Source organism: Paenibacillus yonginensis, assembly GCF_001685395.1.
GTDB lineage: Bacteria > Bacillota > Bacilli > Paenibacillales > Paenibacillaceae > Fontibacillus > Fontibacillus yonginensis.
The window spans coordinates 195,644-208,988 of the sequence record NZ_CP014167.1 but is presented as its reverse complement, the minus strand read 5'-3'; the positions used below and the strand labels follow the sequence as shown (position 1 = coordinate 208,988).

Genomic DNA, 13,345 nt, shown 5'->3' with positions numbered 1-13,345 from the left:
TTCTCCTCCGTGGCTTCCACCCCCGAATTACATTTCGTTCGTAGATTTACCTTTTCTTCCCCAGCTTACTTCCCCTTCTTCCGTACGGCGCTGCAGCAGATCGCCCGGTTGAAGAACCGGTGCTTCTACGTTAACCGTTTCCGGATATTTAATTCCGCTGCCGGTATTCAGAACCAGCACCGTTTCCTCGGCTTGAATCCAGCCGCTTTGCTTAAGCCTGCGGGCCGCAGCAAACGCTGCCGCTCCTTCCGGGCAAACAAAGGCGCCCTCCAGCCGGGCGATCAGCGCCTGTTCCTGCAGCAGCTCGCCATCCTCTACCGCAACAGCACATCCATCCGTTTCGGCAATCGCTGCAAGCACGAGAAAATCGCCGAGCGCCTTCGGCACGTTAATGCCAAAAGCAACAGTTTCGGACTGCTCCCAGAACTGCGAATCGGTCCGGCCTTCCTCCCAGGCCTTCACGATCGGTGCGCAGCCGGCCGCCTGTACGGCAACCAGACGCGGCAGCTTATTTTTAATCCAGCCTAATTCGGCAAGCTCTTTCAATGCTTTATGTATGCCAATCAGCCCTACTCCTCCGCCAGTCGGATACAAGATGACATCCGGAACCTTCCAGTGCATTTGTTCAGCAATCTCAATGCCCATCGTCTTTTTGCCTTCAATCCGGTAGGGCTCCTTCAACGTCGAAGCATCATACAGCCCATGAGCTTTAACGGCTTGTCCGACCATTTGCCCGGCGTCGCTGATGAGCCCGTTCACCAGGTTGAGATTGGCGCCGGATACGGCCACTTCGTTTCGGGTAATGAGCGGCGCACCCACCGGCATAACGATAGAAGCCTTAATCCCCGCCCTTGCCGCGTAGAGGGCCCATGCCGCTCCCGCATTTCCGTTGGTCGGCATTGCCAGCTCCTGAACGCCAAGCTCCTTGGCTTTCGATACGCCAACAGCCGCGCCGCGGGCTTTGAAGCTGCCGGTTGGAATAATGCCTTCGTCTTTCATCAGCAGATGTGGAATGCCCATATCCTGTCCTGCACGTTCCATCCGCAGCAAAGGGGTCATGCCTTCCCCAAGCGTTACCACGTTCTTCTCGTCCATTACAGGCAAAAGTTCGTGGTATCTCCATAAATCGTTGCTGCGCCCTGCCAGATCGGCAGGCATCCAGTTCTTCTTCAATTCTTTCAGATCATAATCGACCAGCAGCGGGGAACCGCATTCGCACAGCTGCTGAATTCGGTCAGCGGGATACTCCTTGCCGCATTTCGGGCAGTGCAGGTGGCTGATATAACTGAATCGCATATCCTTAGTCCTTCTCTCTGCTATTAAATGATGGAAATTCTCCTATTCTAGCTTGCTGTTCACTGCTTTCCGTCCATTTCAGGAATGAATTTATCATGGCGGATATAGGCTGTCAACTTGTATAAATATCTCCTAAGCTACTTCTTCGGCTCCTGTTCCATTCAAGCGAAAATAAGAGGGTCTCCGTTCCGGCCCTGCCCTACTAGGAACGGAGATTTCTCCCTGATCAGCCTAACAGCTAGGCAAACAAATATTTCCGTCTTCCAATGCGGGCTGCCCCGCTTTGCAGCTTGCGAATATGTTCGAAGTTAAGGGCAAGCGCATCCTTCAGCACGTAAGCCGGGGTCATGCTGCCCGGAATCCGGTTGGCGTTCAGAATCGCCAGCATAGCCTCTGCGGGCAATATGCCGGGACCATGACCAAAATAAAGATTCCGCTCCAGCATGATCACATTTTCGCCGCGCCAGCCTGGTCTAGCCGGGTTGAAATCAGGATTGTTAAAATAAAGAGCATCACCGGGATATACATCAGGCAGCTGAACCCGGTTAAACTGCAAATCGTTATCGTAATACCAGGTGAACAGCAGCAAATTGGGAAAATAAGTGTTGAACGCAGTTGGTCCCACCGTGTCCAGAATAGCTTTATACATGACCAGCACAATAGCGGTGGCACATTCGAACCCGTACATCCGCCCATTTTGGAAAATATCGTTGATGCCGTCCGAAGGCAGCACATCATTTCTTAATTGAAAACCTCCCAAACGGGTTCGGGTCCAATAACGGGGGTTGCATCTGCTCCGGTTGAAATCGGCAAAGGAAGCTCCGCTCCGGTATAGATCCGTGGCGGCATCCACAATGGATTTTCTCATTTTGAGTTCAAACACCAAAGCTTCAGCGGAACTGTAGGTGTAAGTAACCGAGCTGCTTTGTTTCATATTAAGGACATTCTGTTCCCAGGGCGTTAAATTTAATGCATGCAAGGCATTATTTCCGGACAAGATAGTAATCATTAGAAGAGTCCTCCTCTATTCAGACGCAAATATAGGTTATTGTACGTAAGTTGGGCTCTTTTGGTGTAAGTTCGTTTCGAACGCGAATCCGGAGGGGGAGCCATGCTTAGTTTAGGTTTGTTGATTATCCGTTTGGTTATCGGTCTGATCTTCGCCGCTCACGGCGCCCAGAAGCTGTTTGGCTGGTTCGGCGGACACGGGATTAAAGGAACCGGCGGGTGGATGGAGTCTGTTGGCATTAAACCCGGCGTACCGGCTGCAGCCGCTGCGGGCCTGGTTGAGCTTATAGGCGGCCTGGCTTTTGCGGCGGGGCTGTTCACAGCGGTGGTTGCGATTCTGTTAGCCTTGACCATGGTAATGGCGATCGTTAAGGTTCATGGACCTAACGGCTTCTGGAGCACGGCGAACGGCTATGAGTTTCATTTGATCCTGATTGCCGTTTTTATCGGTCTTGCCTTCACGGGCGCCGGTTCCTATTCCCTTGATTCACTGCTCTTCGAATAAAAGAAGCCAACCTAAAAAAAAGGTGGAGCCAGGATAACGATCTGAACTGTACCCTTTGTCAAGGACACTTGTAAAAAAAGGGACTTGTGGTTTTAAGCCGCAGATAAAAGATGATTCCTGTACTGTACAGGAGTCATCTTTTTACGTCCCCATTGATATCTGTGGTTGTTGTAATACTGTATGTATCGGTTTACTTCCTGTTTGAGGCTCTCAAAGGTTGTACAGCTATGGTGATCCACATGGTCTTTGAGATGACCAAAGAAAGACTCCTGCGGAGCGTTATCCCAACAGTTACCGCGTCTGGACATCGACTGGCCAAGCTTGTACTTCTTGAGCAGCTTTTGAAAGGCTGGGCTTGTATAGTGGCTGCCCTGGTCGGAATGGATAAAAGCTCCTTTAGGCAGTTTAAGCCGCTTTTGCTTCATCAACTTTTCTACGGTATCAGCTGCTAAATCCAGCGTCATTCGGTCCGAGAGATGTTGAGCCAAAACTTCGCCTGTGGAAGCATCCAGTAAGGTGGATAAATAGGCCATTTGGGAAGATCCATAAGGCAGATAGGTGATGTCCGTGAGCAGGGCGAGACCGGGGATTTCTTTTCGGAAATCTCTTTGCAAAAGATTGGGCACGGTCCGGTGCTCCTGAGTGGCTTTGGCCATTCGTTTGTAGGGATTGGGTTTCCGGTGAGGACAGACGATATTGAATTTTTTCATGAGTCTGCGAATCCGTTTGAGGTTATACACAATGCCAAACTCATTCTCTAAGGTCATCTTGATGGAGCGAGCTCCTTTCTTGAAACCTCGGCGATCAAAGGCTTTCTTCACCCACTTTACGCTTTCCTCATCTTTTTGAGCTCGTTTGATGCGTACATCCGCGGTTTGCAGGTAATGATAGTAGCCAGATCTTGAGACCCCTAGGAGCTCACAAAAATACCGGGTCATCCGCTTAAATCCCTGGTTCATTGCTTGATGAATCCATTCAAATCTATGACTTTCGCTTGGATTGTTTTTCTCTAAGCATAGCCTCCTTTCGTTCTTGTCGAACTTTTTTAGCAAGTCAATCTGCGACTCGAGAAGTTTGATTTTCGCTTCTTGTTTGGCCATGATTTCAGCAGGTGTAAGCTCTCTTTGCCGTGGACGTCCTGAAGCCCCTCTTCTGGAGTCGGTGAGTCCGATAATCCCATCCCGTTCGTAGGCCTTCTTCCAACGATCTGCGCACTGCTCCACCCGCGTCATGCCGATGAGAGACACGTCAAATCCAGCCGTCTCAAAGATTTCTCTAGGTGTTTTCCCTGACAGATACTGATCGATGAAAAGGCGTTTAAATTCATCTGTGTATGTTAATGATTTTTCACTAACCTTAGCGATATATGGATTTTTAGATAAAGCCTTGCGCTCTGCTTGGTTAAAATGTTTCTTACTCATGTCATCCCCTCCATTGCCTCTTCCAGTATACAAAAAGTACCCATAGCCCAGACACCTTTTTTTTCAAAGTGTCCAGTCTATGGGTACCAGTTTAATCCTCGGCTCCACCTTTTGTATTATTGATAAAAATTCCGGATCCAGCGGTGTTTCTTAAGTTTAGCCACCTGGTCGTCCGGCAGGCCTTTCCCGTCTCCTACCGCCATATTCCGTTCCACGTTTCGGACGGTGCGCATGCCTGGGATCACCGTCGAAACCGCGGGATGGCTGAGCACATAACGAAGCGCTGTTTCTGCCATTTCCGTGTTCGAGATGTTCAGATCTTGAGTGATCTTATTCACGCGTTCCACAACCTGCTGCTTGCGGTCGTCCCTGAAATACCGGCTGCGGAAATCCCCTTCCGCAAAAGTCGTGTCCGACGTCAAAGTGCCGGTGAGTCCGCCTTCGTCCAGAGCAACGCGTACGATTACGCCGACATTATGCTTCAGGCAAGCCGGAAGCAGCACATCTTCCGGACTTTGATCAAAGAGATTATAGATGACCTGGACGGTATCCACCACTCCGGTTTCGATCAGTTTGATTGCATTGGCCGGCTGATGGTCGTTGATGGACACGCCGAAGAAGCGGATTTTCCCCTGCTCCTTCAGCTTCAGAACGCCCTCCAGCCAGTCGCCCTGGCCGACCCATTCGTCCGACCAGACATGGAACTGCTGAACGTCCAGCGTGTCCATGCCCAAATTCCGCAGGCTTTGCTCCGTGCTGGAAATAACATGCTCAGCCGTAAACGTTTCTGATGACGGAACTCCTGCCCGAGCGGGCCACTGTCCGTTCTTTGGCGGTATTTTAGAGGCCACGTAAATTGTCTCCGAACGTTCCCGGACGACCTGCCCTACCAGGCTTTCACTGTGCCCGTTCCCGTAACCAAGTGCAGTATCAATAAAGTTCAGCCCCAGGTCGATGGAGCGGTGGAGCGCCTTCAGCGATTCTTGATCCTCTGCACCCAGCCAGCCCGATTTGCCAATGCCCCAGGCTCCATATCCGATTTCCGATACCTTGAGTCCTGTTCTTCCAAGTGTTCTGTAATTCATGTTCCCTTCAAACCTCCCTAGAGCAGATTGGTTGTTCGACCTCTATTATAACCTCCTCCAGAAAGCGGAAACAATAAAGGCAGCCTTACAGCAGCCTTCGCCCAAATCCCGTCAGCCCGTGCCAAAACTTCAGCCCAATCTTGACAAGTCCTCCAGCCTGCTTCGCGTTCCGCATTTCACTTCGAAATCCGCCTGCGCTTTGCCTGCTGCTCCGTCCTTTGCCCTGTTCTTTGGCCTGTTCTTTAGCCTGTTCTTTGGCTGTCCGGGCCTCCTGCAAACGCAGGCATTCCTCATATATCTGCCGGGCATGCAGCAAAGCAATGTCTATATGGTTTAAATTATTCACTGTATCTGACCCCATTTCTTATATAACAAATCAATCCAACATTTCCTTCTCTTAGGAGCCATCCCGCAGCCCCTCACTATCATAGTTTGGTTTCAGGAAGTTGGTAAGGGCAGAAAACAGCTTTAATCCTTTTTTCCGCTCCGGCAGACGTTTCCGTTCCTTTTGCACAGCATCAAAAGCCCCTCTGCTTGGGCAGAGGGGCCGCTTTGGACTTATTATTTTATATTATTGCGCTTTGCCGCAGCATTTCTTGTATTTGAGTCCGCTTCCGCAAGGGCAAGGTTCGTTGCGGCCCACTTTGGTTACGGTAACCTGCTGCTTTTTGTTCGGAAAATAATGCGTGGTATGGGCGGCTTTGACCACATCCGGCTTGAGCAGCTTGCGGAGTCCGGTTGGCGTATGTCCGCCATTCGACCACATCCGGGTATGGTTGTATACGTCGATGACGAGTTCGGACAGCTGCCGGACTTGTTCTTCCGTCTCAAACTTAATGCCAAAAGGCTCAAACTCGGCAAAAATCTCTTCCATTGGCGATTCGACCGCGCAGGCCAACTGCACATTGTCCACGAGCGCATCGGCCTTCGCCTCTTCCGCTGCAAATTCCTTGACGATATACTCTTTCAGGCGGGTCAGCTGCGGAGTAATTTCAAAATAAAGATCGTCTTTATATTTCAGAAGCTCGGACTGTTCAGGAATATAGAAAGGTTTATTGCCCCGAAGCTCAAGCAGACCGTTCAAATCCTCTTCGGATTCCTCCGGCTCTAGCGAAAGATCCACGATATATTCCCCATAGATTGTGAACAGCTGCTCGCGCAGCTGAAAGTGATTCAGCGCGGTCCAAAGCTCTTCTTCCGTGAGCTGTTCCTCGTTCTGCGCGTTGAATATGCTCAGCAGGGTATCGGTTTTATAAGCGCCGTAAAGATTCGTCAAAGCAGCGGCGTAATCATGGATCAGCCACAGCCGGCTTTGCTGCTTGCGGAATTGCGTCTTATTCAGCTTGCTGTAAGCGGCTTTGATTTCATCAGGCAGAATAAAATACGTTGTCCCCTCTTCCTCAACAGCCAGCACCAAACCATATTCCAGTAGAAAAACAAATTCGCCGAAGGCGTCTCCCTTGTCTTCCAGAACCGGCTTCTTCAGAAGACGTTCAAACCATTTCCATTCCGGCTCTTCAGCGAGCAGCAGAACGGATCTGACATAATCCGGATCGGTCATCCGGTCTACAAGCGCTTCCACCAGTTGTTCTTTCTTCATCTTGGAGCGGCCGGCAACCTCATAGGTAGCGGCTAATGCCAACAGCCGGTTCTTGTTCAGCAAGGACAACAAATCGGCCAGCCCCGTTGCGACCTTCCCCTTAATTGCGTACTCTCTAGTCAGTTGTTCAGAAAGAGATTGGATTTCAGTTAACATTGAAAAAACCTCATTTTCTCTAATTTCCCCATAAGACTGAATATACCCTACGAATATATCATATATGACCCTCAATTTATATCCCGGCGGCCAATCTGTCAAGCCTGGGCCTGGCCAATTTCCAATGTAAAAAATGGCCGGATGCCGAATTCCATTGGAAAGCAGGTCTCGGCCTATGGTAAGTTATACGTAAAGCACGGAACCTTTCAGTTCCGTTTATTTCATAGTATTGGAGAGAGCGTCATGGAAGAGAACAATAACTCCTCTTTTTCCAAGGGATTTCTTTGGAGCCTTGTCATTTCGATCCCGATCTGGATTCTGCTAATTTGGGCCTTTATTCATTACGTCCTTTAAACGGAATATAAAAAAAGCCAGGCCACCCGCTTGCAGCTGGGAGTTATCCTGGCGAACCTTATTCCCTGATCTAACCCGAATAAATATGCAGCTCATGAATCGACCAGAAATTGCCGCCCGTTCCGGTCTGGTTGATTCGGATCTGCTTCACTTCCGCAGGAGCAAAAGTGATCTCCGTTCGTTCCTTTCGGCCCTCCCCCTCAGCAACCTGCCGCCAATTCCGCCCGTCCAGCGAAACCTCCACCCGGTAATGACGGGGATAATCATACGGGGATTTCGCATAATCGAGCACAATCTTGCCCACCTGGCGAATGGCCCCCAAATCAATCTGATAATACGGGCCCGGTGTCTGGTTGCTGCCGGTATCCCAGCGGGTACGGGGATTCCCGTCGATCGCAGCCTTCGGATCGGATTTCTCGAGCGGAATATTCGAGCTGACCGTAAACGCCAAACGATCCAGCTCGGCGGTTCCCGTGTAAAGAACCTTCGCTTCCTCCGAACGTTCGTTTTTGCCGTTCACCCGGATCGCATAACGGTAAAGCTTGCCTTTCTCCACCCCGCTGTCGGTATAGGTGGTTCCCTTCACTTGTTCCGCTATAGGCGTCAGCGCTCCCGATTCTCCTTCCGCCCGAAGCACATCATAGCTGGCCGCCCCTTCCGATTCCAGCCATGAAACCTGAATCCCGCTGCCTTTGGCTTCGGAGGCCGTTATCCAGGCCGGCGGCTTTGCGGCTACGCTTGATGAAGGCTGCAGAATGTACTGCACCGCTTCTCCAGGACCAAGCGTTTCGGTGAAGGTCAGCTCCGGTGACGCCTGCAGCCCCGTCACGTAAGTTCGTGAGTCTGCATAGGTTTCCCCGGCTCCGAACCTCTCCCCTTCATAAACGGTTGATTCCGGCATTGTCACTTTAACCTTCAGCGTTTGCGTACGGTTCTCGAAATTGACGAAATTAATCAGCAGTTTATTGGAGGTCGCCTCTGACACCGGCAGCGGAGCCAGCTTCGAGGTATCGACGGCCCTCACATAGACCAGCTTGTCCTTGGTCTCGTCTTTGTTCAGCACCTTATAGACAAGCGGTTTGCCGTGCGTGGCGTATGCCAGCGTCAAACGGCGCATAATATCGACCCTTGTCTCCCCGCCTGTCTCGAATTCATATTGCCGGGTATCCGCCGGATTACGTCCGGACAAATCAAAGCCGGTCTGGAACAATGAGAAATCCTTGTAAAATGCCGCATGCTGGATAAACATATCGGCGAACCCGATATGCGCCCGCATGATCCGGTCAAAGACGGCCGACTGCGGTTCCGAAGCGCCATAGATCGGCAGATCCGTATGGCCGCCTGATGTCCCAAACTCAGTGGACAACATCGGTTTGCTGAAGGAATCCTGCGTTCCTTTGAACGTCATTAGGTTCTCCGGGAGGCTTCCGCCCTGCGGATCGGCATAAGAATTGCCGTAAGCATGGCCGTTGGTCAGATCGGTTACCCGTTCAAGCTCCAGCCGCTGCGCCGGATCACGTTCCCAACCGTCCGGCGTTCCGCAGGTCCGGCTGCCGCCCTTCTGGTTCTGGCACGATTTGATGGAATAAGCCGGCCAATACGCCCAGCCCGGGGCGACGGTTTTGAGTCCGGGCGAAATCTTTTTCCCCTCCTCATTCAGCCAGTTGGCGACAGCCAGATCCACCGCTTTGGAACGATTAAACAGACCAGGTTCATTATCCACTTCATAATATTGAAAATAGCTGCCATACCGCTTAAAGTAATCGGCCAGCTTCTGCTTCGCGGCGTCCGGCAGTGAGCCGTCCGCATTCAGCTTGATATCGCCCGTATACAAATACAAGGCCGCGGCCTGCGTATTATACTCTTTCAGTACCTTGTAGTAATCGAGTACGTCCGAGCAGGCTTCCCCTACATCGCTGGCGCAGCTGACCCGCATGATGTTGCCGCTGTACGCCAGCCCCAGCCATTTCAGCACATAGGGCAGGTGGCGGACGGCGCCTTCATCGTAATAAAATTCAAAGTTATTGACATTCGTGCCCGTCTGAACGTAACGTCCATGAATCGGCTCATCAGCCGGGGCCGACAACGCTTCGAGACTGAGATCATCCCAGGTCAGCCAAAGAAAAGGATCTTCCCCTGCTGAACAGTACATACAGCGGATCAGCTGGAGCTTGAGCTGATTGCTGCCGGTCTGCAGCTGTTCCTTTGGAATATAAAGCTCATAAGACTTGTTGTACGAGTAGCCGCTGCCCGTCCCGGACGAGCCGGCCACCTGAATGATGCCCGACAGCTGATGATTGGAGAAGACCGCCAGCTGCGGAACGGATTTGTAGGCATCCAAAATTTTAACCCGAAACAGAACCCCGTTCTCCGGAATTTGCTTCAGGTTATAGTCCATTTCGAATACAGGGTTCTTGGCCGCATTCAAGCCGGGCGGAACCTGGCTCCAATCGGCTTCCACCTTTGCCTCCGCAGCAGACATTGTCTTAACAGCATTAGCGGAGGAAGCGAATTCAGCCGATTTCCCGTCTTCGCTGCCCAGCTTCCAGATCACGGCATTGCTGCCCATAGCGCTTACTGCGAGATCCGCATGCCCGGACCGGCCCGCATGAGATAACAAGACGATAAGTCCGACGATTTCCAAAATAAACAACCCGTATTTAATTCCAGCAAGACGTCTTAATCCCATATGGTTTCACCCCAAGATTGCCAGCCGGACAGCCTTGAACCGGATAGGCATGATGTTAGGGCGCCAGCCGCTTGGCTTGTCGGCAGTAAATTCCCCAGCCGATCTATTGAAGCAAAGCCTCGGAATGGAAGAGCACTTCCGGCGGTACCGTTTGTTTGGTCTGGCTTGCGCTTTGCCACATCAATCTGGCCATGCTGTCGCCCTGCCCCTCATAGTATTCCACCTTAATGTCATAGAGCTGACCGGCATTAAGCGCAATGCTGCCGTAACGCTCGTACCAGCTCTGCTTGAACCAGCTGTCTATGATGAGGCTGCCATTTACCCAAACGCGTATTCCGTCGTCAGACAGGGTACTGAACGTGTACGTTTCGCTGTACAGCGGTTTGATCTGCCCTGTCCATCGGACGGAAAAATTATCGTTTGGTATAGACATACCCGGCGAACCGCTGCGCCAGTTGAAGTCGATTTTGGCATCGGTTCGGGTCAGCGGAACGCCGGTCAAATTAACGTTCGAATAATATTCGCCAAACAATCCGCTCGACAGTGGGATCACCGGCTGCTCAAGCTGCGGAAGCAACGGAATCTTGTCTAGCAGCGAAAGCTTGAATTTGGTCAGAAAATAATTGCTGTTCATGAAATTATCAATCGTAGAGGTCGAATTATTGTCCGTCAGCATGCTTCCCCAAGTCATGAAATACGACCAGCGGGGCTGGGAGGAAGACAATACGCCCGGATCCGGCATTTCTCCGCTTTCTCCGATCGCAATCGGCTTGCCCTGTGCCAGCTTCAGAAGGTTATCGTAATAGGATTGTCTGAAATCATTATTGTAGATATCCAGTGCCAGTACATCGACATTGTTTAATCCCGGAAAATAAGGACCATAAGAATAATTGCTGTTGGTCGGCGCATTCGGAGACCACACCCAAATCAGGTTGTCCAGATGGTGGACATTGACGAACCGGTCGTACATCAGGTTCCACAAATCCGTGAAGTTTGTTTTCTTGCCCCACCAGAACCAGTCGCCGTTCATTTCATGATACGGTCTCCACAGCACCGGCACCCCGGCATCCTTCAGCGTTTGAAGGGATGCGGCCACGCTGTCCAGATCGGCAATCAGGGCCTTGTATTCGTCGGTTCCAGGCGTTACGTATTTATCAAAATCCGCTTGGGAAATCGACTTCTGAACATTGCTCCAGAGCGGGCTTGTGCCTGGCAAAGCTTCATGGAACGTCATAGTTACAATACCGCCGGAGCGGTACCAGTTGATGGCGCTGTTTACGACATTGCGGCGCTGCTCGGCAATCTGGCTTGGCGTCTGTCCCATAATCGGGCCTAGCTCATAGCCGTGGACCCCGGCATACTGCCCGCTGATCCGGGTAAGCCGGTTATTGATTTCATCGGGGCTTTCCAGATAGTCATGCTGCCCCGAGATTATATTTTTACCAGAAACGGTGTATAACGTATTCAATAACTCTTTTGCTTCCGAAGTGGCGCCCGGATTAATCGGATTCGCGCCCGCCAAGGCGTTTGCAGGAACAGCAGCAGAGACAGAAGCAATAATAAGCGGCAGGACGACGAAAAATAAACGACAAACAGAGCGATACACACGGTGGTAATTCATGTTGATATTTTCCCCTTTCGGACCTGAATACCGTATGTATCGACATTTCTTTTGTCTATTATTAGCGTTTTTAGTCGATTTTTGAAAAAATAAATAATTTTCATGCATTGGTATGAATTTTTACTGAAAATCCTGGCAGAATGGCATTCCAATTGGTCCAGTTTCTTCATAATTGCTTATACAAGCAGAATACGATCAGGAAATAAATTGGTGCAGGTCAATGTCATCCCAATCCATGCAAATCCGGATATTGTCCTCCTCCACCAGCTCCGGTCCGGTTTGAACCTCGATAAATTCGACATCCGTCACCGCCAGAATGCTGTGTTTGGTTCCTTCGGGGATTCGCACGACGTCGCCTGCGCGGACATCATGCATTTTCTCGTTCAGGATCACCTTCGCCTGACCGCTGACCAGCGTCCACACTTCGCAGCGTTTGTTATGAAGCTGGTAGCTGATATTCCGTCCCGCATGAACGAAGATCCGTTTGGTCAGCACCTTGCTGCCGTCATCATACTGGATATAATCCACCACCCGGTAGTGCCCCCAGCGCCGCTCTTCATACATCGGACGCTGCTCGAAAGACTTCAGCACCTCTTTGACCCGGGGCGATGCATCCTTCTGCGTGACCAGAATGCCGTCGGGACTTGCCGCCACAATTAAATCCGGCGCGCCGATCACGGCAACCGGGATGTCCAGCTCATTGATCAGGCAGCTGCTGCTGGAGTCCACGGTCATTGTGCCCTTGCCGAGCTGCGGATTGGCCATCTCCTCCGTCAGCGTATTCCAGGTGCCGAGGTCTTTCCAATAGCCGTCGTACGGAACGACCACAATGTTCTGCTCCTTCTCCACAACTTCATAGTCGAAGCTGATCTTGGCCAGCAGCTTGTATTGCCTTTGCAGCTCTTCATACTGCAGCGGCAGCCCCTTGGCCTGCAAAATATCCAGCAGATAACCAAGGCGGAAGGCGAACACGCCGCAGTTCCAAAGAGCGCCCTGCCCGATGAGCTCCCGGGCCGCTTCCTCCGCAGGTTTCTCTTGAAAACGGCCGACCGGCATAAAGGATACGTGATCCCGCTCCTGTGCCCCATCCGCAGCGTCTGCTTCATACCCTGCATCTGCCGGAATGATATAGCCGTATTTCTCCGAAGCATGGTTCGGCACTACGCCGATCAGCGCCAGATTGGCCCCGCTTTGCTCCAGCGTAGCTTCCAGGCTTGATACCGTATGAAAGAAAGCATCCTCCACATAAGGGTCCACCGGCAAAATCGCAACGGCCGTTTCGGGGGAAACGTTCTCTACTGAATAAAGATAGGCTGCCGTAAGCGCAATGGCCGGGAAAGTATCCCGGCGCTCGGGCTCCACAATGATCGGCACTTCCGGGCCGAGCTGACTTTGGATCATTTCCACCTGCGCCCGGCCGGTGGCCAGATAAGCAGAATCTGCCAGGTTGACCTGGTCGAGCTGGCGCCAAACGCGCTGCACCATTGATTCCGGGCGTCCGGCCGGATCATGAAGCACCTTGAGGAACTGCTTGGACCGGGAGTCGTTCGAGAGAGGCCATAATCTTTTTCCTGAACCGCCTGATAGAAGTACCAATTTCATTGTCATCC

Annotated in this window: 10 protein-coding genes; 1 reads left to right on the top strand and 9 read right to left on the bottom strand. The window is 51.5% G+C overall.

The window, feature by feature from the left end; translation table 11 throughout:
• Positions 1 to 27: 27 nt before the first annotated feature.
• Positions 28 to 1,296, bottom strand: coding sequence for a threonine synthase (locus tag AWM70_RS00885; RefSeq protein WP_068693536.1), 1,269 nt, complete (start codon positions 1,294 to 1,296; stop codon positions 28 to 30).
• 238 nt (positions 1,297 to 1,534) lie between these two features.
• Positions 1,535 to 2,305 carry a protein-glutamine gamma-glutamyltransferase gene (locus AWM70_RS00880; RefSeq protein ID WP_068693524.1) on the bottom strand — a complete coding sequence of 257 codons (771 nt, stop codon included), beginning with the start codon at positions 2,303 to 2,305 and terminating at the stop codon, positions 1,535 to 1,537.
• 102 nt (positions 2,306 to 2,407) lie between these two features.
• Between AWM70_RS00880 and AWM70_RS00875 the strand changes: the two genes are divergently transcribed.
• Positions 2,408 to 2,809 (top strand): DoxX family protein, encoded by a 402-nt coding sequence (locus tag AWM70_RS00875; RefSeq protein ID WP_068693522.1) that lies wholly within the window; start codon positions 2,408 to 2,410, stop codon positions 2,807 to 2,809.
• A gap of 92 nt (positions 2,810 to 2,901) precedes the next feature.
• Here AWM70_RS00875 and AWM70_RS00870 read toward each other — a convergent pair whose 3' ends face one another.
• The 7 genes from AWM70_RS00870 to AWM70_RS00840 form a co-directional block, all read right to left on the bottom strand.
• Entirely contained in the window at positions 2,902 to 4,230 is a 1,329-nt protein-coding gene (locus AWM70_RS00870; RefSeq protein ID WP_068693520.1) for an IS3 family transposase, read from the bottom strand.
• A gap of 116 nt (positions 4,231 to 4,346) precedes the next feature.
• Complete coding sequence (locus AWM70_RS00865) at positions 4,347 to 5,315, bottom strand: aldo/keto reductase (RefSeq protein ID WP_068693518.1); 969 nt, start codon at positions 5,313 to 5,315, stop codon at positions 4,347 to 4,349.
• 85 nt (positions 5,316 to 5,400) lie between these two features.
• Positions 5,401 to 5,661 (bottom strand): hypothetical protein, encoded by a 261-nt coding sequence (locus AWM70_RS00860; RefSeq protein WP_151208716.1) that lies wholly within the window; start codon positions 5,659 to 5,661, stop codon positions 5,401 to 5,403.
• Positions 5,662 to 5,886: 225 nt separating this feature from the next.
• Entirely contained in the window at positions 5,887 to 7,071 is a 1,185-nt protein-coding gene (locus AWM70_RS22485; protein ID WP_083180075.1) for a YecA family protein, read from the bottom strand.
• A gap of 424 nt (positions 7,072 to 7,495) precedes the next feature.
• On the bottom strand, positions 7,496 to 10,114 hold the full coding sequence (locus AWM70_RS00850) for a discoidin domain-containing protein (RefSeq protein WP_068693514.1): 2,619 nt from the start codon (positions 10,112 to 10,114) through the stop codon (positions 7,496 to 7,498).
• A 103-nt stretch (positions 10,115 to 10,217) separates the two neighbouring features.
• Positions 10,218 to 11,735, bottom strand: coding sequence for a glycosyl hydrolase (locus tag AWM70_RS00845; RefSeq protein WP_068693510.1), 1,518 nt, complete (start codon positions 11,733 to 11,735; stop codon positions 10,218 to 10,220).
• Between the two features lie 195 nt (positions 11,736 to 11,930).
• Positions 11,931 to 13,337, bottom strand: coding sequence for a sugar phosphate nucleotidyltransferase (locus AWM70_RS00840; protein ID WP_068693504.1), 1,407 nt, complete (start codon positions 13,335 to 13,337; stop codon positions 11,931 to 11,933).
• Between the last annotated feature and the right edge of the window lie 8 nt (positions 13,338 to 13,345).

Coding starts and splice junctions, on each gene's coding strand:
- AWM70_RS00850 (WP_068693514.1), bottom strand. CDS start 10,114: ATGGGATTAAGACGTCTTGCTGGAATTAAATACGGGTTGTTTATTTTG.
- AWM70_RS22485 (WP_083180075.1), bottom strand. CDS start 7,071: ATGTTAACTGAAATCCAATCTCTTTCTGAACAACTGACTAGAGAGTAC.
- AWM70_RS00865 (WP_068693518.1), bottom strand. CDS start 5,315: ATGAATTACAGAACACTTGGAAGAACAGGACTCAAGGTATCGGAAATC.
- AWM70_RS00840 (WP_068693504.1), bottom strand. CDS start 13,337: ATGAAATTGGTACTTCTATCAGGCGGTTCAGGAAAAAGATTATGGCCT.
- AWM70_RS00880 (WP_068693524.1), bottom strand. CDS start 2,305: ATGATTACTATCTTGTCCGGAAATAATGCCTTGCATGCATTAAATTTA.
- AWM70_RS00875 (WP_068693522.1), top strand. CDS start 2,408: ATGCTTAGTTTAGGTTTGTTGATTATCCGTTTGGTTATCGGTCTGATC.
- AWM70_RS00885 (WP_068693536.1), bottom strand. CDS start 1,296: ATGCGATTCAGTTATATCAGCCACCTGCACTGCCCGAAATGCGGCAAG.
- AWM70_RS00845 (WP_068693510.1), bottom strand. CDS start 11,735: ATGAATTACCACCGTGTGTATCGCTCTGTTTGTCGTTTATTTTTCGTC.
- AWM70_RS00870 (WP_068693520.1), bottom strand. CDS start 4,230: ATGAGTAAGAAACATTTTAACCAAGCAGAGCGCAAGGCTTTATCTAAA.